Annotated in this window: 19 protein-coding genes; 9 read left to right on the forward strand and 10 right to left on the reverse strand. The window is 67.7% G+C overall.

Annotated elements, in window-relative coordinates:
• Positions 1 to 148: 148 nt before the first annotated feature.
• Positions 149 to 2,533: a chromosomal replication initiator protein DnaA gene (dnaA, locus tag AC0Z36_RS18435; RefSeq protein ID WP_485464025.1), complete on the reverse strand. Its 2,385-nt coding sequence runs from the start codon at positions 2,531 to 2,533 to the stop codon at positions 149 to 151.
• A 421-nt stretch (positions 2,534 to 2,954) separates the two neighbouring features.
• On the opposite strand from dnaA, the gene rpmH reads away from it, so the two are divergent.
• The 9 genes from rpmH to AC0Z36_RS18480 all read left to right on the forward strand — a co-directional run bounded on the left by rpmH (position 2,955) and on the right by AC0Z36_RS18480 (position 9,484).
• Positions 2,955 to 3,092 carry a 50S ribosomal protein L34 gene (rpmH, locus tag AC0Z36_RS18440; protein ID WP_485464026.1) on the forward strand — a complete coding sequence of 46 codons (138 nt, stop codon included), beginning with the start codon at positions 2,955 to 2,957 and terminating at the stop codon, positions 3,090 to 3,092.
• Between the two features lie 26 nt (positions 3,093 to 3,118).
• Positions 3,119 to 3,661, forward strand: a complete 543-nt coding sequence (gene rnpA, locus AC0Z36_RS18445) for a ribonuclease P protein component (RefSeq protein ID WP_485464027.1) — start codon at positions 3,119 to 3,121, stop codon at positions 3,659 to 3,661.
• 98 nt (positions 3,662 to 3,759) lie between these two features.
• The gene (gene yidD / locus AC0Z36_RS18450; RefSeq protein ID WP_485464078.1) at positions 3,760 to 4,047 is read left to right on the forward strand and encodes a membrane protein insertion efficiency factor YidD; all 288 of its coding nucleotides are present in this window, start codon (positions 3,760 to 3,762) and stop codon (positions 4,045 to 4,047) included.
• A 2-nt stretch (positions 4,048 to 4,049) separates the two neighbouring features.
• Positions 4,050 to 5,186: a membrane protein insertase YidC gene (yidC, locus tag AC0Z36_RS18455; RefSeq protein WP_485464028.1), complete on the forward strand. Its 1,137-nt coding sequence runs from the start codon at positions 4,050 to 4,052 to the stop codon at positions 5,184 to 5,186.
• A gap of 69 nt (positions 5,187 to 5,255) precedes the next feature.
• Entirely contained in the window at positions 5,256 to 5,804 is a 549-nt protein-coding gene (locus AC0Z36_RS18460; RefSeq protein WP_485464029.1) for a Jag family protein, read from the forward strand.
• Positions 5,805 to 5,991: 187 nt separating this feature from the next.
• Positions 5,992 to 6,732, forward strand: a complete 741-nt coding sequence (gene rsmG, locus AC0Z36_RS18465; protein WP_485464079.1) for a 16S rRNA (guanine(527)-N(7))-methyltransferase RsmG — start codon at positions 5,992 to 5,994, stop codon at positions 6,730 to 6,732.
• Positions 6,733 to 6,974: 242 nt separating this feature from the next.
• Entirely contained in the window at positions 6,975 to 7,919 is a 945-nt protein-coding gene (locus tag AC0Z36_RS18470) for a ParA family protein (RefSeq protein ID WP_485464030.1), read from the forward strand.
• A complete protein-coding gene (locus AC0Z36_RS18475; protein WP_485464031.1) occupies positions 7,916 to 8,977 on the forward strand; it encodes a ParB/RepB/Spo0J family partition protein in 1,062 nt (353 codons plus the stop codon). Before AC0Z36_RS18470 ends, AC0Z36_RS18475 begins: the two co-directional genes overlap by 4 nt.
• Positions 8,978 to 9,310: 333 nt before the next feature.
• Positions 9,311 to 9,484, forward strand: a complete 174-nt coding sequence (locus AC0Z36_RS18480; RefSeq protein ID WP_485464032.1) for a hypothetical protein — start codon at positions 9,311 to 9,313, stop codon at positions 9,482 to 9,484.
• 290 nt (positions 9,485 to 9,774) lie between these two features.
• Here the strand turns inward: AC0Z36_RS18480 and AC0Z36_RS18485 are convergent, their stop codons facing one another.
• The 9 genes from AC0Z36_RS18485 to AC0Z36_RS18525 all read right to left on the reverse strand — a co-directional run bounded on the left by AC0Z36_RS18485 (position 9,775) and on the right by AC0Z36_RS18525 (position 23,269).
• Positions 9,775 to 10,941, reverse strand: coding sequence for an N-acetylmuramoyl-L-alanine amidase (locus tag AC0Z36_RS18485; RefSeq protein ID WP_485464033.1), 1,167 nt, complete (start codon positions 10,939 to 10,941; stop codon positions 9,775 to 9,777).
• A gap of 226 nt (positions 10,942 to 11,167) precedes the next feature.
• On the reverse strand, positions 11,168 to 11,494 hold the full coding sequence (gene trxA / locus AC0Z36_RS18490) for a thioredoxin (RefSeq protein ID WP_485464034.1): 327 nt from the start codon (positions 11,492 to 11,494) through the stop codon (positions 11,168 to 11,170).
• Between the two features lie 44 nt (positions 11,495 to 11,538).
• The gene (trxB, locus tag AC0Z36_RS18495) at positions 11,539 to 12,510 is read right to left on the reverse strand and encodes a thioredoxin-disulfide reductase (protein ID WP_485464035.1); all 972 of its coding nucleotides are present in this window, start codon (positions 12,508 to 12,510) and stop codon (positions 11,539 to 11,541) included.
• A gap of 253 nt (positions 12,511 to 12,763) precedes the next feature.
• Positions 12,764 to 13,810, reverse strand: a complete 1,047-nt coding sequence (locus AC0Z36_RS18500) for a hypothetical protein (protein WP_485464036.1) — start codon at positions 13,808 to 13,810, stop codon at positions 12,764 to 12,766.
• Positions 13,807 to 14,481 (reverse strand): RNA polymerase sigma factor SigM, encoded by a 675-nt coding sequence (gene sigM, locus AC0Z36_RS18505; protein ID WP_485464037.1) that lies wholly within the window; start codon positions 14,479 to 14,481, stop codon positions 13,807 to 13,809. Before sigM ends, AC0Z36_RS18500 begins: the two co-directional genes overlap by 4 nt.
• Before the next feature lie 117 nt (positions 14,482 to 14,598).
• A complete protein-coding gene (locus AC0Z36_RS18510) occupies positions 14,599 to 15,435 on the reverse strand; it encodes a BRO family protein (RefSeq protein WP_485464038.1) in 837 nt (278 codons plus the stop codon).
• Positions 15,436 to 15,603: 168 nt separating this feature from the next.
• A complete protein-coding gene (locus AC0Z36_RS18515; protein WP_485464039.1) occupies positions 15,604 to 17,868 on the reverse strand; it encodes a protein kinase family protein in 2,265 nt (754 codons plus the stop codon).
• A gap of 342 nt (positions 17,869 to 18,210) precedes the next feature.
• Positions 18,211 to 20,799: a murein biosynthesis integral membrane protein MurJ gene (murJ, locus tag AC0Z36_RS18520; RefSeq protein ID WP_485464040.1), complete on the reverse strand. Its 2,589-nt coding sequence runs from the start codon at positions 20,797 to 20,799 to the stop codon at positions 18,211 to 18,213.
• A gap of 91 nt (positions 20,800 to 20,890) precedes the next feature.
• Positions 20,891 to 23,269 carry a DUF6049 family protein gene (locus AC0Z36_RS18525; protein WP_485464041.1) on the reverse strand — a complete coding sequence of 793 codons (2,379 nt, stop codon included), beginning with the start codon at positions 23,267 to 23,269 and terminating at the stop codon, positions 20,891 to 20,893.
• Positions 23,270 to 23,284 lie beyond the last annotated feature (15 nt).

Genomic DNA, 23,284 nt, shown 5'->3' on the forward strand with positions numbered 1-23,284 from the left:
CCGACCCGGGGCGCCACGCCCCGGACCCCTGGGCAGATCCCGCTGGCTCAGCTGGCCTTGTTCTTGATGCGGTTCGTCAACTCGGTCACCTGGTTACTGTGCCGACCCGGGGCGCCACGCCCCGGACCCCTGGGCAGATCCCGCTGGCTCAGCTGGCCTTGTTCTTGATGCGGTTCGTCAACTCGGTCACCTGGTTGTAGATCGACCGGCGTTCGGCCATCAGGTTCCGGATCTTGCGGTCGGCGTGCATGACCGTGGTGTGGTCGCGACCGCCGAACTGGGCACCGATCTTCGGCAGCGACAGGTCGGTCAGCTCCCGGCACAGGTACATGGCGATCTGTCGGGCCGTCACCAGGACGCGGCTGCGCGAAGTGCCGCACAGGTCCTCGACGGTCAGGCCGAAGTAAGAGGCTGTGTGCTGCATGATCGTGCCGGCGGTGATCTCCGGTCCGGCGCTGTCCGGGATGAGGTCCTTGAGGACGATCTCGGTCAACTGCAGGTCGACCGGCTGCCGGTTCAGACTGGCGAAGGCTGTGACCCGGATCAGCGCGCCCTCCAACTCCCGGATGTTCCGGGAGATCTTGCTGGCGATGTACTCGAGGACGTCCGGCGGGGCGTTGAGCCCCTCCTGGATGGCCTTCTTCCGCAGGATCGCGATCCGTGTCTCCAACTCGGGCGGCTGGACGTCGGTGATCAGGCCCCACTCGAAGCGGTTCCGCAGCCGGTCCTCCAGGGTGACCAGTTGCTTGGGCGGCCGGTCCGAGGAGATCACGATCTGCTTGTTCGCGTTGTGCAGGGTGTTGAAGGTGTGGAAGAACTCTTCCTGAGTCTGCTCTTTCGTCTCCAGGAACTGGATGTCGTCGACGAGCAGGACGTCTACATCGCGGTATCGGCGGCGGAATCCGTCTGCTTTGCTGTCTCTGATGGAGTTGATGAATTCGTTGGTGAATTCCTCAGAACTGACGTACCGCACCTTTGTGCCGGGGTAGAGGCTCCTGGCGTAATGTCCGATCGCGTGCAGCAGGTGTGTCTTTCCAAGGCCGGATTCGCCGTAGATGAAAAGCGGGTTGTACGCCTTTGCCGGGGCTTCGGCCACAGCGACGGCTGCGGCGTGCGCGAATCGGTTGCTCGAGCCGATGACGAAGGTTTCAAACAGGTACTTGGGGTTCAGTCTGGCGGCCGGTTCGGCCTCCTTTCCGGAGACCGCCTCTTCCCGGCCGGTGCCGGGGCGCATGGGCCTGGGCGACTGTCCGTGCTGGCCCTGACGGCCCGTCTGCCCGTGCCGGCCCTGGTTTGCCTGGTGGCCTGACTGGTGGTCGGACCGTCCGGGGCGTTCGGTGCGCTCGGTCTGCTCAGCGCGTCCGTCCTGGTTTCCACCGGCGGACGGCAGCGGCGCGGAGCCGCGCTCGCCGGGTCGGGGTGCGGGGCTGTCCACAAAACCGTGGACGGGCGGCGCGGAAAACTCACCCGGGATGCCGAACATTCCGTCGCGCCCGCTGAAGAGCGTTCCCTCCGCCGGCGCATCGGCGGGTGAACCCTGTTGCCGTTCGGACGCGTCGGCCGACTGCCCCGGATTATTCGTCCGCGGATCGTCGAATCGGTCCCGCTGGTCGCGGCCGTACCCGGAATCACTCGGAAAACGGTTCTGCTCATATCCGGGCCCGGTCGGGACACCCGGCCCTGTGTAGGAATGGCCGCCGTACTGGGTGCCGGGATTAGGGATGCCGCCGTACGAAGGGGAGCCGCCGTACGGCTCCTGCCGGTGACCGGGGTCCTGTCGCGCGTCGCCGTACTGACCGGGGGGGTGCTGGGCCGGATTGTGCTGAGTTGGATTGTGCTGGGCCGGATTGTGCGGCGGGAGGTTGTACAGGGCCTCCTGCTGCGGGTCGTGGGGACGACCTTCCTGCGGGCGGCCGTCGTACGGACGCGCGTCGTAGGGCCGGCCTTCGTACTGCCGGTCGGTGTGCTGGTCCGGTCGGTAGCCGCCCTGCGGTCCGTCGTACCGGCCCTGCTCGTAGCCGCCCTGTTCGTAACCCTGCTCGTAGCCGGGCCGCGGCGGGTAGCCGTACGTGCTGCCGCCCTGGCCGTACTCCTCAGGGCGGTAGGGGCCACTCTGCGGTCCTTCGTACCGGCCCTGTCCGCCGGTGTTCTCGGGACCCGAGTGGGTCTCACCGTGGTTGCTGTTCTGGCCGATCTGTCCACCAGCGCCACCCGGGCCGCCAGGACCTGCGGGGCCGTTGGCGGCGCCGGTGGGTGCCGCGCCCATGCTCTCCGGCTCCACGGCGACCGCGAACCGGATGGGCCGCCCGAAACCGTTGCTGAGGCCGTCCGTGACCACCTGTCGCAGCCGGGACTCCACCACGTTCTTCGCGTAGTCGTTCGGCACCGCCAGCAAAGCGGTGTCCGAGAACAGCGTCAGTGGCTGGATCCGGTGCAGCCAGGCGCGGTCCTTCTCGGGCACCGTCTCGTCGGTGGCGACCCGGTCCAGGAAACGTGCCCAGACAGCGGCCAGGTCGCTGGTGATGTCAGACACGGTGCACGCTCTTTCGTCGCCTCGGCGGTCAGGGGGCCACTGAAGATCTGGGCCGGATCAGGTACGGGGGCCGCTGCGGATGCCGGCGGACTATTCGAACCCTTCACGGTAGCCGTCTTCACGGCCACTCCTCAACCCGTTGTCCACAGGCTGTGAATATCGCATTTGCCCTGTTGGGAGCGGGTGGAGTGGCGGCGCAACGACTCGGACCCCGTAGTGTGGAGAGCTGATCGTGATATCGCCCGTTTGACCCAGTCGCCACTTGGCTCGTACTGTATGCAGGTCGAGTTGTCGACGGCCGCTGCCGCCTGTCCGCACACCATGTGCTCTTGATTCAGAGATCAACAGCGTAGCTGCGGACGTACGGTGGTGGCCGACGTCTTACACGTCAGCCCCCGAATCACCCCCCTGGAGCCCCCGAGTGAGCAAGCGCACCTTCCAGCCGAACAACCGTCGCCGGGCGAAGACCCACGGGTTCCGGCTGCGCATGCGTACCCGTGCCGGTCGCGCGATCCTGGCCACGCGTCGTCGTAAGAACCGCTCCGAGCTGTCGGCCTGATCTGCTGATCTGCGGGAGAGGGAACCATGCTGCCCGCCGGTAACCGGCTGCGGCGGCGTGAGGACTTCGCGACCGCAGTACGCCGAGGACGTCGGGCCGGGCGCCCGTCACTGGTCCTCCACCTGAGCCTTGCGGCCCAGGTGGCGGTCGGTGATGGCGTCCGTTCCCCGGCAGCGGCCGTTGTTCAGGCTGTCCCCGCATCCGGCATTACGGACCCGCACGCGGTCGTGGAGATACCTCCACGACCGCGTGCGGGTTTCGTTGTGAGCAAGGCCGTCGGCAACGCCGTTGTCCGCAACCGGGTGAAACGTCGGTTGCGGCACCTGGTGGCTGCCCGGATCGACCGGCTACCTGAAGGTAGCCTGGTGGTGGTACGGGCCCTGCCAGCATCGGCCGCCGCGGATTACGCGGCACTCGGCCGGGACCTGGACGCGGCGCTGGACCGGTTGCTGACTCCCTCATCGGAGCGCGGGAACCGTCCCCGGACATCAGCGGCGGAGTCAGCCGACGGCACGTCCAGTGCCGGGAACGCTGTATCCGCTCGGGGCGGGACGGGAGCGGGAACGTGACATACGTACTTATAGGCGCGGCGGTCCTCATCGGGCTGTCGCTGCTCAAGTACGTACTGCTCGGTCTCATCCGCCTGTACCAGTGGACCATCAGCCGGATGCTCGGCCCGGTGTGCCGCTTCTATCCGTCCTGTTCGCGGTACGGCTTCGAGGCGATCTCCACACACGGGTCGTTCAAAGGAGTGCCGCTGACCGTGTGGCGCATCCTGCGCTGCAACCCCTTCAACTCCGGCGGTGTGGACCCCGTGCCGCCGCGCAAGCGTAGGCCTTGGGCTGCGAGGGCGCGCGATCGTTTCAGAGATCGCACTGCCAAGCGCACAGACCTGCAGCAGACGCCTCGCACCGGGCTGCCGACCGGTGCGCACACCACCGCCCGAGGAGCTTGACCGTGGGGCTTTTGAATCCCCTTTACGCCGCTGTGTCCTGGGTCATCGTCCAGTTCCACTCACTGTTCAGTCCAATCTTCGGCAAGAACAGCGGCTGGGCCTGGGGCCTGTCCATCGTCTGCCTTGTGATCCTCATCCGGATCCTCCTGATCCCGTTGTTCGTCAAGCAGATCAAGGCGACCCGTGGGCTCCAGGCGCTGCAGCCGAAGATCAAGGAGATCCAGGCCCGGTACAAGGGCGATAAGGAGCGCACCTCCCAGGAGATGATGAAGCTCTACAAGGAGACGGGTACCAACCCCCTTGCGAGCTGCCTTCCCATCATCGTCCAGGCGCCGTTCTTCTTCGCCCTGTTCCACGTCCTGAGTTACGTCGCCAACAACAAGACCGTCGGCGTCATCGACAAGGACCTGGTCGCGAGCGCGCAGCAGGCGCACATCTTCGGTGCTCCGCTGGCCGCGAAGTTCATGGACGGCGCGGACAAGATCTCCAGTCTGGGCGCGAACAAGACCACGGTCATGATCGTCACCGCGATCATGATCATCTTGATGTCGTCCTCGCAGTTCTTCACCCAGCGCCAGCTGATCATGAAGAACACCGACCCGGCTTCGCTGGTGGGCAACCCCTTCGCCCAGCAGCAGAAGCTGATGATGTACATCTTCCCGATCATGTTCGCCGTGTTCGGCATCAACTTCCCCGTGGGTGTGCTCATCTACTGGCTGACCACCAACGTGTGGACCATGGGCCAGCAGCTGTACGTGATCAACCGCAACCCCACACCGGGCAGCCCCGCTTTCGATGTGCGCCAGGAGAAGCTGCGGCTGAAGGCCAAGGAGCAGGGCAAGGTCCTGCTCCCCGACGGCACGCTGATGACCCAGGACGAGTACGACACGAAGCAGGCGGAGGAGAAGGAGCGGGCCGCCAAGCGCGTTCAGCCCACCCGCGCCACCAAGGCCAAGCGGCACAGCGGCGGCACGGCTTCCTCCCCGGTCCGGGGTTCCACGGCGAAGACGCCCCCCGTCGCGCCGGCCGGACCGAACCTGAAGAAGACCCCGTCGGCGGACGCGCCCGCCGCGGACGCGGACAACAGCCGCGCTCCGCAGAAGCGCACGCAGCCCAAGAAGCAGGGCCGCAAGAAATAGCGGTGCCGCCCGGCGGTCCCCGCCGGAATCCTTGTAGTCCCGCTGATCCGTAGTTAAAGGAGTGCTCCCGTGACGGAAGGCACCACCCCCGCCGCTGAGACCCTGCCCGCCGTCGGCCGCACGGGTCGTTCCGCGCCCAGGGCGGACCTGCTCGAGCAGGAGGGTGAGATCGCCGCCGACTACCTCGAGACGCTGCTCGACATCGCCGACCTCGACGGTGACATCGACATGGACGTCGAGGGCGACCGCGCGGCGGTGTCGATCATTGCCGGTGAGGAAGAGGGCGACGAAGCCGAACTCAAGCGGCTTGTCGGCCGTGACGGTGAGGTCCTCGAAGCCCTCCAGGAGCTCACCCGCCTGGCTGTGCACCGGGAGACCGGTGAGCGCAGCCGGCTGATGCTCGACATCGGCGGTTTCCGCGCGGACAAGCGTGAGCAGTTCACCAAGCTCGGCGGCGAGGCCGTGGCCACGGTCAAGGAGACCGGCGAACGGCTCAAGCTCAGGCCGATGAGCCCGTTTGAGCGCAAGGTCGTCCACGACACCGTGGCCGAGGCTGGACTCCGCAGCGAGTCCGAGGGCGAAGAGCCCCAGCGCTGCGTTGTGGTCCTACCTGCCTGAACATCGAACCGTCTGCGGCCCCTCCTGCATGTCAGGTGGGGCCGCAAGCGTTGCAAAGAGGCAAGATGTTTCACGTGAAACATCGGAAGCTGACCACCCGGGGTCCGGGGGTCTCCCCCCGGAAGGACAGCAGAGTCACGTGAACCACCAGGACGAAAAGGACGAGCCGACCGACTCCACCGCTGAAGTGGAAGAGGTGCTACCGCTTGCCGACCGCGCTCCCGACGCCCCCGAAGCAGCTGCCCGGTTGTTCGGCGACAACCTGGAGTCGGCGATCCGCTACGCCGACATCCTGGCCACCGACGGCGTACGGCGGGGGATCATCGGTCCGCGTGAGGTGCCCCGGCTGTGGGAACGGCACATCCTCAACTGCGGGGTCCTCGACGAACTCGTGGGCCCGGACATGGTCGTGCACGACGTCGGCTCCGGCGGCGGCCTCCCCGGAATCCCGCTGGCGCTCGCCCGTCCTGACCTGCGGATCACCCTTATCGAGCCGTTGCTGCGCCGTACGACGTTCCTCAGTGAGGTCGTCGAGGAGCTCGGCCTCAGCCACGTCACGGTGCTGCGTGGCCGGGCCGAGGACCTGCGCGGCGAGGAACGGGCCGATGTGGTCACCGCCCGCGCGGTCGCTCCACTGTCCCGGCTGGCCGGCTGGGGTCTTCCGTTGCTGCGTTCAGGCGGCGAGTTGTTGGCGCTCAAGGGCGACACCGCCGAATCCGAATTGGCGGATTCGGAGTGGGATCTCCGCAAGCTCGGCGCGGTCGAGTGGGATGTGGTCCAGGTCGGCGAAGGCATCGTGGACCCGTTGACCACCGTGGTCCGGGTGCGTCTTGGTGAGGCCCGGCTGCAAGGGAAGAGCAATGCCGCGAAGGCCCGTACGGCTGCCTCGAAGGCCGAACGTCGCTCGCGCGGGAAAACCACTCGATAGATCCACACGGGTTGAGCATCCGGATGGCCCGGTGTGTCGGTACGGTACGTACCGCATGCCGGGCCATCGTGTTTCACGTGAAACAACGCGCGAACCGTCGGCCCTTGCTGTTTGTACTGAATGCCGACGACGGGTCGTCAGTGCCACCAGGCACCGTGGCCGGAGGAAAGGAGAGTGGTCTCTTGTCATCCGATGCAACCACCCCGCCGGGTGGCCACCCGGTCACTCGCACTGTCGAGACGATGCCGACTCAGCGCGAGCCTGTCTCAGTCGATGTTCCACGTGGAACACCGGCGCCTGCGTTCAACGGGGCCCCGGGTGTCGTTCCCCAAGAGCCGGTAGAGCCGCGTGAAACACCGCCTGAAGTCGAGCGGGCTGAAGGATTGCCGCGTCCGGCCGAGACCCGGGTCATGGTCGTCGCGAACCAGAAGGGCGGCGTCGGCAAAACGACGTCCACGGTGAACCTCGCAGCCGCGTTGGCCATGCAGGGCGCCCGTGTCCTGGTGGTCGACCTCGACCCGCAGGGCAACGCCTCCACCGCGCTCGGCGTGCCGCACCATGCGGGTGTGCCGTCGGTGTACGACGTCCTCGTGGAAGGCCGCGACCTGGCCGAGGTCGTCCAGCCGGTCCAGGATGTCGAGGGGCTGTTCTGTGCGCCCGCGACGATCGACCTGGCCGGTGCGGAAATCGAGCTGGTCTCCCTGGTGGCCCGGGAGAGCCGGCTGCAGCGGGCACTGAACGCGTACGAACAGCCGCTGGACTACGTCCTCATCGACTGCCCGCCGTCCCTCGGGCTGCTCACCGTCAACGCGCTGGTGGCCGGCAACGAAGTCGTCGTGCCGATCCAGTGTGAGTACTACGCGCTGGAGGGGCTCTCACAGCTGCTGCGGAACATCGAACTGATCCGCGCCCACCTGAACCCGCAACTGCACGTTTCAACGATGCTGCTGACGATGTACGACGCGCGTACCCGACTGGCCGCGCAGGTGGCCCAGGAAGTGCGTGACCACTTCGCCAAGCAGGTTCTGCGTACGGCGATCCCGCGGTCGGTGCGTGTCTCGGAGGCACCCAGCTACGGACAGACGGTGATGACGTACGACCCGGGCTCCAGTGGTGCGCTGTCGTACCTAGAGGCGGCTCGTGAGATCGCCATCCGCGGGACCGGTGTAGTCGAGGAGCAGGCATGAGCAAGGTGCGACCAGGGATGGGCGGGAAGGGGCTCGCAGCGCTTCTCCCGACCGGTCCGTCATCGTTGGTCCCCGCCCCCCAGGCCGACCGCAGAGGGCCGGGAGGGGAGCTGTCAGGCCGTCGGTCAGTCATCCCCGCGGTCCAGCTGGACGAGCCTGAGGCGGTGGAGTCGGCCAGTGGGGTCGGCTACTTCGCCGAGCTTCGGCTGGAGTCCATCACCCCGAACCCGAAGCAGCCACGTGAGTTCTTCGACGAGGAGGCGTTGGCCGAACTGGTCCACTCCATCAAAGAGGTGGGTCTGCTCCAGCCGGTGGTGGTGCGTGAGATCGGGGACGGTCGCTACGAACTCATCATGGGTGAGCGTCGCTGGCGGGCTTCGAAGGAAGCGGGTACTGGGACGATTCCCGCGATCGTCCGGGCGACGGAGGACAACAAGCTCCTCCTCGACGCACTCCTGGAGAATCTCCACCGGTCGCAGCTGAACCCGATTGAGGAAGCGGCTGCCTATCAGCAGCTCATCCAGGAGTTCGACTGCACGCAGGAAGAATTGGCCAAGCGGATCGGCCGGTCCCGGGAGAAGCTGTCCAACACCATGCGGCTGCTCAAGCTGCCGGTTGAGGTGCAGCCCAAGGTCTCAGCCGGGGAACTGTCGGCGGGGCACGCGCGCGCGCTGCTCAGCCTGGAGAGCCTGGGCGATCCCGACGAGACCCGGCGTCAGCAGATCGAGCTGGCCGAGCGCATCATCGCCGAGGGTCTCTCGGTCCGTACGACCGAGGAGATCGTTTTCCTCGCCGTGCCGGAGAAGAAGCGCCGCCGCAGGACCGGACCCCGACCGGGTTCGCGGGTCTCTCCGATGCTCAGTGACCTGGCGGACCGTCTCGGCCGTCGCTTCGACACCCGGGTGAAAGTGGACCTCGGGAAGGAGAAGGGCAAGATCGTCGTCGAGTACGCCTCGATCGACGACCTGGAGCGCATCCTCGCCCTGATGGCCCCGGGGGAGGGCAGGGTCCTGGCGAGCAACCGCGAGGCGGCGGCAACCGTTGAGGGTCCCGCCTGACCCCGGAACGAGGCGCATGTTTCACGTGGAACATGTGTGGCGGGGGGGCTTACCGGGGGTTCGGGGGGTGGCCCCCCGAGGGGCAGAGCCGCGTGGAACATGTGTGGCGGGGGGCTTACCGGGGGTTCGGGGGGTGGCCCCCCGAGGGGCAGAGCCGCGTGGAACATGTGTGGGGTGTGGCACAGAGTCGGGATATAGCGCCGCAACACCTAGCGACTACCATCGTGCTGAGCGTCACTGACTGCCGTATCTCAGGAGGCCTTCATGCACATGCTGCGCTGGGTTGTTGTCGGCCTTGGAGCCGGGGCTCTCGGGGGATTTGTCGGCGGGTGGGTGAGCACTCGGGTCACGTGGGCGAAGCAGGCCGAGTCGGAACGCCCGATGTGGGCGACGGGGGGCCCTGCGGTGCCGATCCGCGACCTGCCGGCGGAGCAGCGGTGGGTGTCCGGCAGTCCGCAGTCGGTCGTGACCGACAAAGTTCTCGTCGAGAGCGCCGTGCCGGTCTGAGCACGGCCGTATGTTTCACGTGGAACATGGGCGGCGGGGGCTTCCCGGGGGTTCGGGGGGTGGCCCCCCGGCAGACAGAGCCACGTGGAACATGGGCGGCGGGGGCTTCCCGGGGGTTCGGGGGGTGGCCCCCTGGCAGACAGAGCCACGTGGAACATGGGCGGCGGGGGCTTCCCGGGGGTTCGGGGGGTGGCCCCCCGGCAGACAGAGCCACGTGAAACATGAGGAGCCTGCGCGGATGACGAAGGGCCGCGGCATAGGCCACGGCCCTTCGTCATGTGATCATCCGCTTACAGGAACACCGGAAGTCGCAGCATCCCCGTCGGGGCGTCCTGGTCCGGGGGGAGGTACAGCCGTTGGACGGCCACCACGACCGACTCGGCGACCTGGTCGCGGAACTTCGTCGAAGCCAGCTGGGCGGCGTCCTCGGGGTTGGTGAGGTAGCCCAGCTCCACGCGGACCGCCGGCATGCGGGTCATCCGCAGGAGCGGCCAGGCCTTGCCGTGGGCGCGCAGGTCGCGCATCCCCGTGCGGGCCGCCAGCTCGCGCTGCACCAGCGAGGCGAAGCGCTCACCGGTGGGGGAGCGCAGGCCGAAGCGGTCGCTGCCGCTGCCGTAGTAGAACGTCGCCACGCCGGAGGCGTGCGGGTTGGCGTTCTTGTCGCTGTGCAGTGAGATGACGAGGTCGGCGTCGGTCGCGTTGGCGAACTGCGCGCGATGCTCGTCCGTGATGACGCCCGTGCCGTCCACACCGCGGGTCAGGTAGGCCTGGACGCCGAGTGCGGACAGTCTGCCTTCAAGGCGGCGGGCGAGGTCCCAGACGACCTCGGCCTCGGTCAGGCCGTTGGTACTGATGCCGGTGTCGTCGCCACCGTGCCCGGGGTCGATGACCACGACCTTCCCGGCGAGTGCCGGTCCGGAGTTGTGGATCGACTCGGACTCCCGCATCGCGTGCGGCTCGCCGCCCACGACGGTGCGGGCCAGCCGCTCCAGCGCACGGAACGTCGCCGGTCCGGCGGTGCCGTCCGGCTGCAGCCCGTAGTTGCGTTGGAACTCGCGCAGCGCCTTGTCCGTGAGGTGGCCGAAGATGCCGTCCACCCGGCCGCCGTTGAAGCCCATGTTGAGCAGGCGCTGCTGCAGAGTCGCCACGTCGTCGCCGACGATGAAGTGCGCGGCGGAGTACGACAGGACTCGGTCGCCGAGTCGCCACTGCGCCTCGTCGAGCATTCTGTACGTCTCCGGGCCGACGACCCCGTCGACGGTCATCGCACGCTGCTGCTGGAAGTAGCGGACCGCGTGGTCTACCGTCGCGTCGAAAAGTGCCTCGGCGTTCCGGTCGACCTGGGACGTTCCCGCGCGATCAGCGTCGGTGAGCAGGCCGAGCCGCATCAGCTTCGACCTGATCTCGGCTACGGCGGGGCCATCGTCACCCCGGCGGTAGTGCCGCTGCAGGATCATGGAAAGGGTCCTCCCGAGTAATAAAGCAACACTCGATCGTACGTGTGCCGCGGGACTGGAGAAGACCGCTGAGGGTTGTCGGCCCGAGGTGAGGGCCGACGCGGTTGAGGGTCCAGATTCGAATACGAACAAAGGGTGCCTCCCAGTTCCGGAAGGCACCCCCGTACGTAGCAATACCGTACGGCTGACTGGTCGTTCCGACACACACGGCGTCGGACAGGACCGGTCAGATGAAGTCCGCGAGCTCCTTCAGGAGCATCGCCTTCGGCTTTGCGCCGACGATCGTCTTGACGATCTCGCCGCCTTTGTAGACGTGCATCGTCGGGATCGACATGACGCCGTACCGGGTGGTGATCTCGGGGTTCTCGTCGATGTTCAGCTTGACGATCTCAAGCTTCTCGCCGTGCTCACCGGAGATGGCCTCGAGCGCCGGGGCGATCTGGCGGCACGGGCCGCACCACTCGGCCCAGAAGTCGACGAGCACCGGCTTGTCGTTCATCAGAACGTCGGTGTCGAAAGTCTTGTCGGTGACGTTTTTGAGGGTCCCGGCCATGGCTGGCTCCTAGCTAGACGAGAAGAGGGGAACGGGGGCTGTTGTCAGACGGCGAGGACCGGAGCGGCGGCCTTGGCCGCGTCGTCCTGGTCCATCAGGTACTTCTCGGCGTCGAGCGCGGCGGCGGCACCGGAGCCGGCTGAGGTGATCGCCTGACGGTAGATGTGGTCGACCACGTCACCGCACGCGAACACGCCGGGGACGTTGGTGTTCGTGGTGGGCGAGCTGACCTTGACGTAGCCCGCGTCGTCCAGCTCGACGACGTCCTTGAAGAGTTCCGTACGCGGGTCGTGACCGATTGCGATGAACAGGCCGGTGACCGGCAGCTCACGGGTCTCACCGGTGATGGTGTCGCGCAGCGTCAGACCGGTCAGCTTGCCTTCGCCGTGGATCTCGGCGATCTCGCTGTCCCAGGCGAAGCTGAGCTTCTCATCGGCGAACGCGCGGTGCTGCATGCGCTTGCAGGCGCGCAGTTCGTCACGGCGGTGGATGACGGTGACCGACTTCGCGAAGCGGGAGAGGAAGGTCGCCTCTTCGATCGCCGAGTCGCCGCCGCCCATCACAGCGATGTCCTGGTCGCGGAAGAAGAAGCCGTCACAGGTCGCACACCAGGAGACGCCGTGCCCGGAGAGTTCCTGCTCGTTGGGCAGACCCAGACTGCGGTATGCGGAACCGGTGGCCAAGATGACCGACCTGGCCCGGTGCACGCCGCCGGAGGAGTCCTTGACGACCTTGATCTCACTGGTCAGATCGACCTCGATAACGTCGTCCGTGACCAGCTCGGCGCCCAGCCGCTCGGCCTGCTTGCGCATGTTGTCCATCAGGTCCGGACCCTGGATGCCGTCCGGGAAACCGGGGAAGTTGTCGACCTCGGTTGTGTTCATCAGAGCGCCACCCGCGGTGACCGCGCCTTCGAACACCAGCGGCTTCAGATCGGCACGCGAGGCGTAGACGGCGGCGGTGTACCCGGCCGGGCCGGATCCGATGATGATGACGTTGCGGACGTCGTCGCTCACGCTGGGACCTTCCAGTTTCTTCTCGCGCCGTGCTCGGATTCCCGTACGAACCGGCGCCTTCGGCTTCTGGCGTTCCGCCCCCGTGCGGTGCGAAGCGGTTACACCCTCTAAACCGATCCTATGGGCGTGACATTCCCGACCGTGCGCCGACGGGCCACAGGTGGTGTTTCACGTGGAACATTCGGCACGGGGCACGGGGGGCCGGGGGACGTCCCCCGAGCGTTGGCACAGCCATGTGGAACAACGGTATGCCTTAGCGGCTGACCGTGGTGTCCTTCAGCGGCTCCGGCGAGCACGTGTCGGCGTCCGCGATGACCACACGTACGCGTTCGGGATCCGTGGTCGGCAGTATGACCACGTAGACCTTGCGGGACTTGTACGTGCCCCGGTCGACGGCCAGCGCCTGGCTGCTGCCGGCCGCACGGGCGGCGCAGTCGGGGACGGCGGCGGTGGCCGCCTGGAACGCGGGGACAGAGGTGGACGGCGGGGAGCCGCCCGGTGGGCGAGCCTCTGGAGGCGCAGTGGAACCGGAAGTGCCTCTCGGTGCCGGGTCGGTGACCTCCGACACTCCCTTGTCTGCGAGGAGCAGGCCCACCTGTCCGGTCAGTTCGCTGTCCGTGTAGGTGACACCGCGGTCGGGCAGCGGGGAGCCGGCCGTTGTCGCGGTCCGGGGCGGGGCGGCGGACATCGAACCCGGAGTCGACCGGGCATCGTCTCCGGCGCTCGGCAGCCCACCCCCCTGCGGTGCACCCGGGGTTGCCAAGGGGGCGGCAAGGGGGCCCGGCTGCGACTTGGACGCCGCCGCGCCCGTTGCGTTCTTCCCGGCGTGGGAGTCCGACGACGTGGTGTCCAGCATCGGCGGGAGCACCAGGGCGACACCCACCACGGCAGCCGCAGCGAGCAGGCCCGCACCGATCCGCCGCCGGTTGCGGCGTCGTCGGACAGCGTCCAGGGAGACGGCCGGAGCCGCGTCAGTCGGTACGTACGACGGTGGTTCGACGGGGCGGGTCGTCAGGGATAGGCCGCTCGAAGCTCCGGCGCCCGAAGCCGCGACGTTTTCCGTGAGGCCGACCAACACCGCGTCCATCCGTACGGCGATCTCGACGGGCATCGGCTCGAACGGCTGGTCACCCAGCAGGTCCTGGACACCGAGCAGTGCTTCCCTGGTCTCCCGGCACTCGGCGCACTCGATCAGGTGCGCGGTCGCCGTGGCGGTTTCCGTCTCGTCGAGGATGCCGCCTTCGACCAGGTCGGCGATGGTGTCGACGTCGAGGTGACTGTCCTGTCCGGTCCCGCTCATGCCACACCACCTCCGTTCGCCGGATCGTTGCTCGAATGTTTGCCCTGTGGTGGGACGGATCGTCCGGCGTCGGGGTTCCCGTCGGCGCCCGCGCTGTCCTCCCGGAGATGCCGAACGAGCGGCAACAGTCGCGCGCGCCCACGCGAACAGCGGCTCTTGACGGTGCCCGGGGCGACGTCGAGTATCCGCGCGGCCTCGTCCACCGGGTAGCCCTGCATATCGACGAGGACCAGGGCGGCCCGCTGCTCGGGGGCGAGGGTCATGAGCGCGGACAGCACAGTGTCGCGCTCCTCGCCGCGCAGCACCGGATCGCCGGTGTCCGGGGCGGGCAGCCAATGGTCGAGGTCGTCAGGCAGGGGGACGGCCGGCCGGGCGGCCTTTCGGCGGGCGCGGTCCAGGCAGGCGTTGACGACGATGCGGTGCAGCCAGGTTGTGACGGCCGAACGGCCCTGGAAGGTGTCAGCCTTGCGGAAGGCGGACACGAGGGCGTCCTGGAGGGCGTCAGCGGCCTCCTCGCGATCACCGAGCGTCCGCAGGGCCACCGCCCAGAGGCGGTCGCGGTGACGGCGGACGAGTTCGGCGAACGCGTGCGGGTCGCCGGAGATATGACGTGCCATCAGCTCGGTGTCGGGAACGTCGGTGAACGCGGCCTCATGCTGACCACCCGTCACCCGGCACCCCCGTACGGCTTTAGACCTCGCAGGGTCATGGTGGCACGGGCGCGGGGGAGGCGCTCGCTATGGAGGCTTCTTGCGATCCCCGATCGGAGATTTCCGTCCGACAAGGGATCAGGACAGCCGGTAGCCCGGCACCGGCGGCTCCGTCACATACCGGAAGGTCCTTCCTTGGACTGCCGCGCGCATTGAGGTGTCGCTGACCGCGCACTCCTTGGCAAGCCGGTAGATGGACACCCCGGCACGGTGACGGCGTCGGCAGTCCGCGACGGTCTCCGCCGTGAGCTTGCGCAAGGGGATGGGGCCGGCCGTGGGGGGCAGGGCTTCCTGACGCATCGGCGGGCGGGGGTTCGGCATCCGCGCCGGGGGGTCTGCGGGAATGGCTGCACTCAACCGCGCGACGGCCATGGTGTTCATGTCCATCACCCTGGTGATGCGGTCTGTGAGGGTGTCGATGTTGTCACCGAGCCGCTCGGTGGTGGTGTTCAGCCGGTCCACCGCGCTTCCGAGGTCGGTCAGGGAGTCAGCGATGTACCCCAGCAGACCGGTCATTTCCCCGGTGTTCGCGACCGCGTACGAGCCCGTCCGGCGGATCGTCGGGAGGACGTCCTGGGTGACCCAGCGGCGGAACGGCCGGGCCTCCGGCTTGTCGCTTCGGATGATCAGCGTGTAGAGCCCGGACTCGCTGACGAACACCATGGTGGGGTTGCCGCGGGTCGGCTGAATACCCTTACTTGACGTTAGGGAAATACCCTGACCTGCGAAGGAACTGGTGTTTACCCTACGTTGCTCGTCCGGGTCGAGTCCTTGGACCGCTCTGGTGGGGTTGCTGAGGTTGAGGATCCGGCAGACGTCCGCCACGCAGAACCACGGCTCGCCGTCGATGATGACCGTGCGGACTTCCTGGTTCAGCTGGTAGGGGAATACTTCGAAGACCTGGGTGCTCCCCACGGCGGCTCTCCCCGTCACTCACAGTCCGAACAGCCAGATGTTCGGGGTTCTGCCAAGGAGTAACAAGGGATTAGCAGAGAAGTCACCCAAGAAAGTTACCCCCACACCAGTGGCAACAGCTGCTGCCTGACCTCACGGTGGCAAGGGTTGGGGTGGACAGGGGCGGCGTCAGTTGGTGAAAGTGACTTCGCGGACGGCTTGCTGGTAGCCGCTGGCAGTGTTGGGCTTGTAGTTGCCCGCATCGCCGGTGAACTTGGGGACGTGGGTCATCCACAGCAGCACGTACTGCGTCTTGACCGGCGCGGCGCCATCGATGGACAGCACGTCGCCGGACGTGGACTTGGTGCCGACGGTGGTGGAGAACTGGCCGAGGCTCTGCGGCATCGACTTGGCACCGGGGGCGGCACGCATCGAGATCGAGGTCTCAGGGCCGCTGGCGCCAAGTTGGATCTTCACGGACCGGAGGTCCTTTTCCGCGCCGAGGTCGTAGACCAGCCCGAAGCCCTGCCGACCGTACGTGATTTCGGGACCGTCGACGAAGTAGCTGGTCTTCCAGAATGTGTCGGGGTTCTCGTCGAAGGTCTTGCTGACGTTCGCCCCATCCTGTTCGGACCCCAGCGATGTGAGTTCCTTCGCGTTGACCGGTCTCAGTGCCTGATTCTTGGGCGCTACCGGAGCCACAGGCTGCTCTGACTGCTTCGTCGTCGGGCCGCCCGAATCCGTCGGCGCAGTCCCCGCGCGGTCGTTGTTGTTGACCTGATCGGCTATCGCCCACGTCCCCAGCGCCACGCCGAGCAGCACGAGCACGGCGACGACCGCCTTGAGCGTCCCGCCGAACTTCCCGCTCAGCGGTGGCGGTGGCGTCTGCCTCGACCGGGCGTTCCGGTGCGGGCCGCGCCCGTTGTTCGAGGACGCGGGCGCCGGCGGCGCGTACGACGGGCGGCTGTACTGATCGCCCGTCAGTTTTGCGGTCGCCTCGTACTCGTCCTCGTAGTCGGGGACGGCGCCGACCAGCGGCTCGGGCTCCGGCGGCAGGATCGGCGCCAGCGCGGCGACCGCCTTCGCCAGCTCCTCGGGATTGGCGAACGCCGCCTGGTGCTTGACCTCATGGCCGAGCGCCCGCATGGCTATCGCTTCGAGTTCGGGGTTCATGTGCGGCCGGATCAGACCCGGGCTGCACAGCCTCCCGCTCGTACGCGGGGCTTCCTGCAGGCCGAACGCCGGTTTGTCGGGCCACCGGTGGGTCAGCGCGGCGTACATCAGCGCGCCGATGGCATGGGTGTCATGGCGGGCGGTGTCGTCCGCGGTGTGTCCGTACAGTGCGGCTTCGATGCCCAGGCCGACGATTTTGTACTGCCCGGTGTGCATGCGGAGCACGTTGTACGGGTCCAGGCGCAGGTGGGACTGGCCCGAGCGGTGTGCCACGGCTATCGCGTCGGACAGTGAACGGGCCAGCTCGTACACCTCGTACGGCGGCAGCGGGCCGGTGGCGAGCAGGGAGGTGAGGTTGTCCGCGTCGGGCAGCCACTCCTTGACGACGTAGACCGTGCCGTCCTGCTCGGAGGCGTCCAGGACCTGGACGAAGCGCGGGTCGCCGATCAGCGCGGCGGCGCGGGCGGCGTTGATCACGCTGCGGGAGTGCTCGGTGCCGCCGGTCAGCAGATGGACGCCGACCGCGCGGCGCAGCTTCTCGTCGATCGCGCGCCAGGTGCAGCTGGTGTGGTTCTCACTCAGCTTGTCTTCGAGGCGGTAGCGGTTGGCCAGTCGGTCGCCCTGGGTGAGCTTGGGCGGCCCGGGGATGACGGTGGTGGAGGCGATGTCGTTCTTCCGGCCTGCGGTTTCGAGTTCGTCGGCGGTCATCGCCCGGGTGAGTGGTTCGGCCGCGCGGCTCTTGCCCGCCGTCCGGTCCTGACTTTTGTCGTCGGAGCCGTGGGAGCCGGCAGAGCCGTGGGAGCCGTGGGAGCTGTCACGGTTGTCGGTCTTGGCGCTTGAGTCGTCCGTGGCGGGTTCGTTCACCGCCGACTTGCCGGGTGTTTCACCCGCCGGGCCGCCACCGGCTTCGGGTGCGTCCACAGGTGCTGCGGAAAACGGCGCGGAATCGGTGGCGGCAGGGCTCTGCCGAGTGTCCCCCGCGCTGTCCGGCACCGGTTCGGCCACGGTTTCGGCAGCAGTTGCGACAGCGCTCGCCACAGCAGTGCTCTCCACCGCCGTCGGCTGATCGTCCTTCGTGGGCTCTTCCTGTGCCGCCCCCGGCGTGCTCCGCTTCAGAGCGCCCGTCCCCTTCGCTTGCGACCCGTTCTTCGACGCGACGTCGTCGGCTTCCTGCAAGGCAGCCTTCCCGGAGTCCGCGGGTTCGACAGCGGTCACCGTCTCGGAGGCACCCTGGTCGCCGTCCGCCAGTTCGACGGATCCTGCAGTCCGCTCCGTCGCCACCGTCGCCTCGCCCTCCTCGTTGCCCCGACCATCGTAGGGGGCCGTTCCGCCCGCTCATCGTTAGGACTCCCCGACGCCGGAGTGTGGTTGCCCACTCCGTCGGCACAGCGGCCCCACGGTCAACAGATGGCGCATGCAGTTTTTTCGTCCCTACCCAGCTGGGAACCGGGCTCACCAGACGGGTGGTTTTCCGGACAGCGGGCAGTGCGCCGACCGGAAGGCCCCCTGGGGCCACTGCTGCCCATCCTCGTCCATCATGTGCCGCCGCGCCCGTCGAACCTCTCAGTCCACCGGTAGCGATCGGATAAAGAGACCGCGCGGCGGCACCTCGGGTCGCTGAAGTCAGCGTCCGAGCTTGCCCTTGATCATTCCGGTCATCGCGTTCATCTCCTCGATGCGCATCTTGCTGGCGACGACGAAGAACACGACGATCATGACGGTGGTTCCGGCGAAGACCGCTGCGGCCGAGCCGACGAAGCCACTGTCCAGCGCACCGGTACACACCCGGGCCACGGCGAACGCCGCCACGGCACCGATCGCCGCGGCGATCGACAGCCGGATGTACGTACGCGCGATCCGTTTGCCGTCGAGGTCGCCGAGCTTCCTGCGCAGCCGGGTACCGGCCAGGAGCGCGCCGATGAGGTAGGCGACGCTGTACGCCGCCGCGATACCGACGCCGGCCCACTTCGCGGGCAGGGCCAGATAGGACAGCCCGGACAGGGCCGCCGTGGCGGCGGCCACCCACACCGTGTTGGTGAACGGCGTACGGGTGTCCTCGTACGCGAAGAACCCACGCAGCATCACGTACTGCGCCGAGTAGGGGATTAGGCCCAGGCCGAGGGCCATGAGCATGTAGCCGATCCAATGGGCGCTCTGGGTTCCGGACGCGAAGAACAACATCCCGCCGATGTCCCGGCCGAGGGCGAGGAATATGAACGCGGCCGGGATCATCGCGACGGCGGACAGCCGCATGCCGGATGAGATGTCATCACGGACGCTGGCCCTGTCGTTGTCCGCTGCCGCGCGGGCCATCCTGGGAAGCATCGCGGTCATCACGGAGACGGTGATCACCGCCTGCGGCAACTGCCAGATCAACAGGGCATTGCTGTACGCGGTCAGGCCGACGCCCCACTTGATGCCCTCGCGGCGGGCGTCGTCGTCGATCAAGGTGGCCAGCTGGGTGACCACGAGGTAGCCGGCCTGGTTGGCCAGCACGAACAGCAAAGACCACTTCGCGAGACCGGCTGCCTTGCCCAGGCCCGAACCACGCCAGTCAAACCGCGGGCGGAACCGGAACCGGGCCGCGCGCAGGTACGGGATCATCGTCAGCGACTGCACGACCATGCCGAGCATCGTGCCGAGACCCAGCAGCCGCACCTCGGCCTGCGTGATGGTCTCCGAATCCAGGCCGGACCTCGAGAACGGCCCGGCCACCCAGATGAACAGGCCGAAGGTCAGGATGATGACCAGGTTGTTGAGGACCGGGGTCCACATCATCGGGCCGTAGCGTTCACGTGCGTTCAGGATCTGCCCGAACATCACGTGCAGTCCCATGAAGAAGATGGACGGCAGGCAGTACCGGGCGAACGTGATCGCCAGGGAGAAGTCGGCTTCGTTGCTGGCCAGCGAGTTGGCCATCAGCCGGATGATCCACGGCGCGGCGACCACGGCGACCACGGTGACCGTGAACAGCACCACCATGACAAGCGTCAGCAGCTTGTTGGCGTACGCCTCGCCGCCGTCCTCGTCGTTGCGCATCGCACGGACCAGCTGCGGCACGAACACGGCGTTCATTGCGCCACCGCCGACAAGGATGTACAGCAGCGTCGGAATCGTGTTCGCCACCGTGTAGGTGTTCGCGAACACCTGGCTGCCGAGCGCCGCGACGATCACCAGGCTGCGCAGGAACCCGGTACCCCGGGAGACCAGCGTGCCCGCGGCCATCACCGCGGACGAACCCAGCAGACCGCCGAGCTTGCCCGGCTTCTTGCCCGGCTGCGTCCCGACGGGGATGCCCGCCATCCGCTCCTCGGCGCCCGACCCCGGCATCCGGTAGACGGGTGAAGAACTGGGGGCCGGGACCGGATTGTGGTCCAGGTCCAGCTCGACCGGATTGACCGTGATGATCGACTCGGCCCGGTGCATGGTCTCGTAGCGGTGGTACGCCTCGGCGTACGACGGCATACCGGCGTCACCGGTCAGACCCAACTGGATTCCGGTGAGCGTCTGGTCCATCAACCAGCCGCCGGGACGCTCGTAGTCGCCCCAGCCGCCCTGCTGTATCCCCTGGCCGTACTGCCCCTCGGCGAGCGGCCGGCCGTACTGGTCGTACTGCGACGGCTGCTGCGACTGCTGGGCGTACTGCTGCGGGGACCCGTGGGCGGGGGACGCGCCGTGCGCCGGTGGCGCGTAGGCCTGGTGCTGTCCGGAACCGTCGTACGGGTTCGGCTGCCCGTACGGGTCCTCGTACTGCTGTCCGTCAGGTTCGGCGCCCGACATGATCCCGTCGACGCCTACGTACTGCCCGCCGTCGTTCCCGTGGCCGCCTTGGGGCTGCTCGTCGCGGAACCAGGCGCCGCCGTCACCGGACTGCGCCTGCGGCGGCTGCTCGTGGTAGCCCTGCTCGTGGTAGCCCTGCTGGGGCTGCTGCTGCTGGGCGTAGGGATCCTGCTGGTAGGCGGGGTACTGGCCGGGCGGGTACGCGGACTGCTGCTGGTCCTGCTGTTGGTCCTGTTGCTGAACCTGCTGCTGACCGTACGGATCCTGGTAGGACGGCTGACCGGAGCCCTGCTGGTCGGGCTGGTCGGGCTGACCGTGCTGACCGTCCTGTGCGTCGGACTCGTCGTCGGTCCGCTGCTGCGCATAAGGGTCTTCGTACGGCCGGCCGTGCTCGTCGTAGTACCGCCGGTCCCAGCCGCCTGGCGTGCTCATACTGTCCCCCGCACCGGATCAGGAGTCAGTGGACCGGAGACCACGCTGCGCACCCTGCGCTCCACCATGGATCGGGACCTCTGCTCTCGCCTCACGGGGACGGACTTCTGTCTGTCGGACTCACTTTCTCATCCACACCGCCCGGAGGTGGATCCCCTGGCTGTGTGTCCCGCAGGTCCGACCCGGTTTGCCCGTTCTTCTGCCGGTGAAAATCGGTGTCCGAACCGGTGTCCGCGTCGGCCGGGTCGGCCGAGTCGGTGTCTGACTCCGTGTCCGGATCCTCGTCGGCCCTGGCCGCGGCCTCCCGCTTGCGGCGCAGATACGCGCGGATCGAGAACACCAGCAGCAGTACCGCGAGGATCGCGATGATCACCATGGTGATTGTGTCGATGCTCGTGGTGTTCACGAAGAACGTCTGCGTCTGACCCACCTGACGCCCGTCCGGGGTGAACATCTTCACCTCGACGAGCACCTTGCCGTTGGCCGCGGCCTCCGCGTCGAACCGGACGGCCGGTTTGCTCCCGGCCGCGACCTTCACTTCCTGCGTCACGGTCTTGACGGACAGTCGGTTGGGCTGCTTCGAGGTCACCTCGATCCGGACCATCACCGGCTGCTTCAGATCGTTCACCACGGTGATCGGGATGCTGCCCTTGTCACCGGAGATCGTCATCCCGCGTTTGCGGATGATGTAGACCAACTGTTCGACACTGCGCAGGCTGCGGGTCACCGCCACCCGGTAGTCCTCGGCCTTACCGGCCTCACCCCGCCACGCGGTGGAGAGCGTGCGCTCGACAGCCGGCTCGTACGGCCTCCGCACCCGGTCGGGCGCGCTGAGGATGGAGGAGAACACCGAAAGCGACTTCTGCAGCTCCGGCACCCGCGCGAGGTAGGTCGCACCGGGCTCGGACGAGCGCAGGTCCTGCGGGTAGGCCTGCATCTCACGACCGGCCCTCGGGTCCGTCGCAGCTTCTGCCAGCTGGTCCAGCTTCACCGTTGTCGCCCACGGCTTGGCCTGCTTCAGCACCTCGGCCAGGAGTTCCGCTGTCTTGACGCCCATCTGCCGGGGCGGGGCGATCAGCACGGTACGGGCCAGTGCGGGCTGTTCAAGCGGGATCATCAACAGCTCGGCCAGCAACCGCTGGGTCGTGAGCACCCTGCTGCCGGGTGAGCTCAGGTCGGAGGTGAGCAGTTTGTTGATTTCGGAATCGCCGACCAGGCCGTTGACCGCACCAGGCAGATCCGTACGGGCGCTCGGGGTGTACGTCAGACTGCTCCTCCACGGCAGCGAGGAACTCGAGGCGATCATCGCCTGTGCGCCGGTCTTCTTCGCCGTGGCCACGATCGACGCGTCCACCGCGCCGTCCAGCGGCCAGGCGATGTCGCTGCGCACGGGGCGGCCGAGCAACGTCTGGACGGTTGCCCTGCCCTGGTCTGTGGCGGACTGCAGGAGCGGGTGCAGATCGACCTTTTCCGAATGCGCGACCGCCGCGAGGTCGGTGTCGCCGTAGGGCAGCGAAACGACTTCGTTCGCCCGGGACATCGTCTGCAGGGACAGCAGCCAACCCGCGGCCATCGGGCCGCCGTGGCCCTCATCGGTGTTGCTCAGGCTCTTGGGGGTCACCTTCAGCTCGGTCTCGTCCGCGCTGTAGCCGTCCTCGACCGCGCGCCGCTCCGCCGCGACGTCTTTCGGCGGCTCGACGTCGGGCCGCGTCAGCCGGTAGCCGTCCCGCATCGCCGCTGCGGAATCCAGGAGGTCGGGGTCCACCACCCAGGTCGCGTTGATCCCCGTGCCCGCGTTCACCAGTCCGGCCAATCGACCGTCGGGTGCGAATGACTGGGCCAGCTCGTCATCGGAGAAGACCGGCGTCTGGTCCTGGTCGCCGATGGTGGTGCCGTCCCGGTGCGGCCGGTCGACCAGCGGCCACAGGGTGGCCACGGACAACGGTTTGGCATCCTTCGCGTCCGGCAGCCACGGCACGAGCGTGCGGGTGAACCCGAGCTGGCCGTCGTCGCTGGTCACGGCCTCTACCGCGGCGGCGTACACACCGTTGTCATTCAGCACTTTGTCCAGGTCGGCGCCTTTGACCGTGAACGTCCACGGCACCCGGGCCCCGGCCGGCACCCGCGTCAGTTGCACGGGCAGGCCGGTCACGTGCACCGGGTTGCCCAGCGACGTGCCGTCCAGGTTGGCGATGGCACTGCGGGTCCCCAGTTTGGAACTACGCAGCCGCAGGTTCACCTGGACGTCGTTGTACGACTTGCCGCCGGTGTTGACCAGCGTGCCGCTCATCGTCAGGGCGTCCTTGGCCGAAGGCACCGGCGTCATCGCTTCGATGACCACCTGCAACGGCTGGTTCGGGGCATGCGGCGGCTCCCCGGCGGCGGACCCGGGCCCGGCCCCCAGCAACGTCGCCGTCAATGCCAGTACGAGCAGCAGCGCGCCGCGTACGGCCGTCGTCCTTGTCCGCATATCCCCGAGACCTGT

It is taken from the genome of Kitasatospora sp. UYEF31, from assembly GCF_057291755.1.

Coding starts and splice junctions, on each gene's coding strand:
- AC0Z36_RS18500 (WP_485464036.1), bottom strand. CDS start 13,810: ATGAGCGGGACCGGACAGGACAGTCACCTCGACGTCGACACCATCGCC.
- murJ (WP_485464040.1), bottom strand. CDS start 20,799: ATGAGCACGCCAGGCGGCTGGGACCGGCGGTACTACGACGAGCACGGC.
- rnpA (WP_485464027.1), top strand. CDS start 3,119: ATGCTGCCCGCCGGTAACCGGCTGCGGCGGCGTGAGGACTTCGCGACC.
- trxA (WP_485464034.1), bottom strand. CDS start 11,494: ATGGCCGGGACCCTCAAAAACGTCACCGACAAGACTTTCGACACCGAC.
- AC0Z36_RS18525 (WP_485464041.1), bottom strand. CDS start 23,269: ATGCGGACAAGGACGACGGCCGTACGCGGCGCGCTGCTGCTCGTACTG.
- AC0Z36_RS18485 (WP_485464033.1), bottom strand. CDS start 10,941: ATGATCCTGCAGCGGCACTACCGCCGGGGTGACGATGGCCCCGCCGTA.
- AC0Z36_RS18470 (WP_485464030.1), top strand. CDS start 6,975: ATGCCGACTCAGCGCGAGCCTGTCTCAGTCGATGTTCCACGTGGAACA.
- AC0Z36_RS18475 (WP_485464031.1), top strand. CDS start 7,916: ATGAGCAAGGTGCGACCAGGGATGGGCGGGAAGGGGCTCGCAGCGCTT.
- yidD (WP_485464078.1), top strand. CDS start 3,760: ATGCTCGGCCCGGTGTGCCGCTTCTATCCGTCCTGTTCGCGGTACGGC.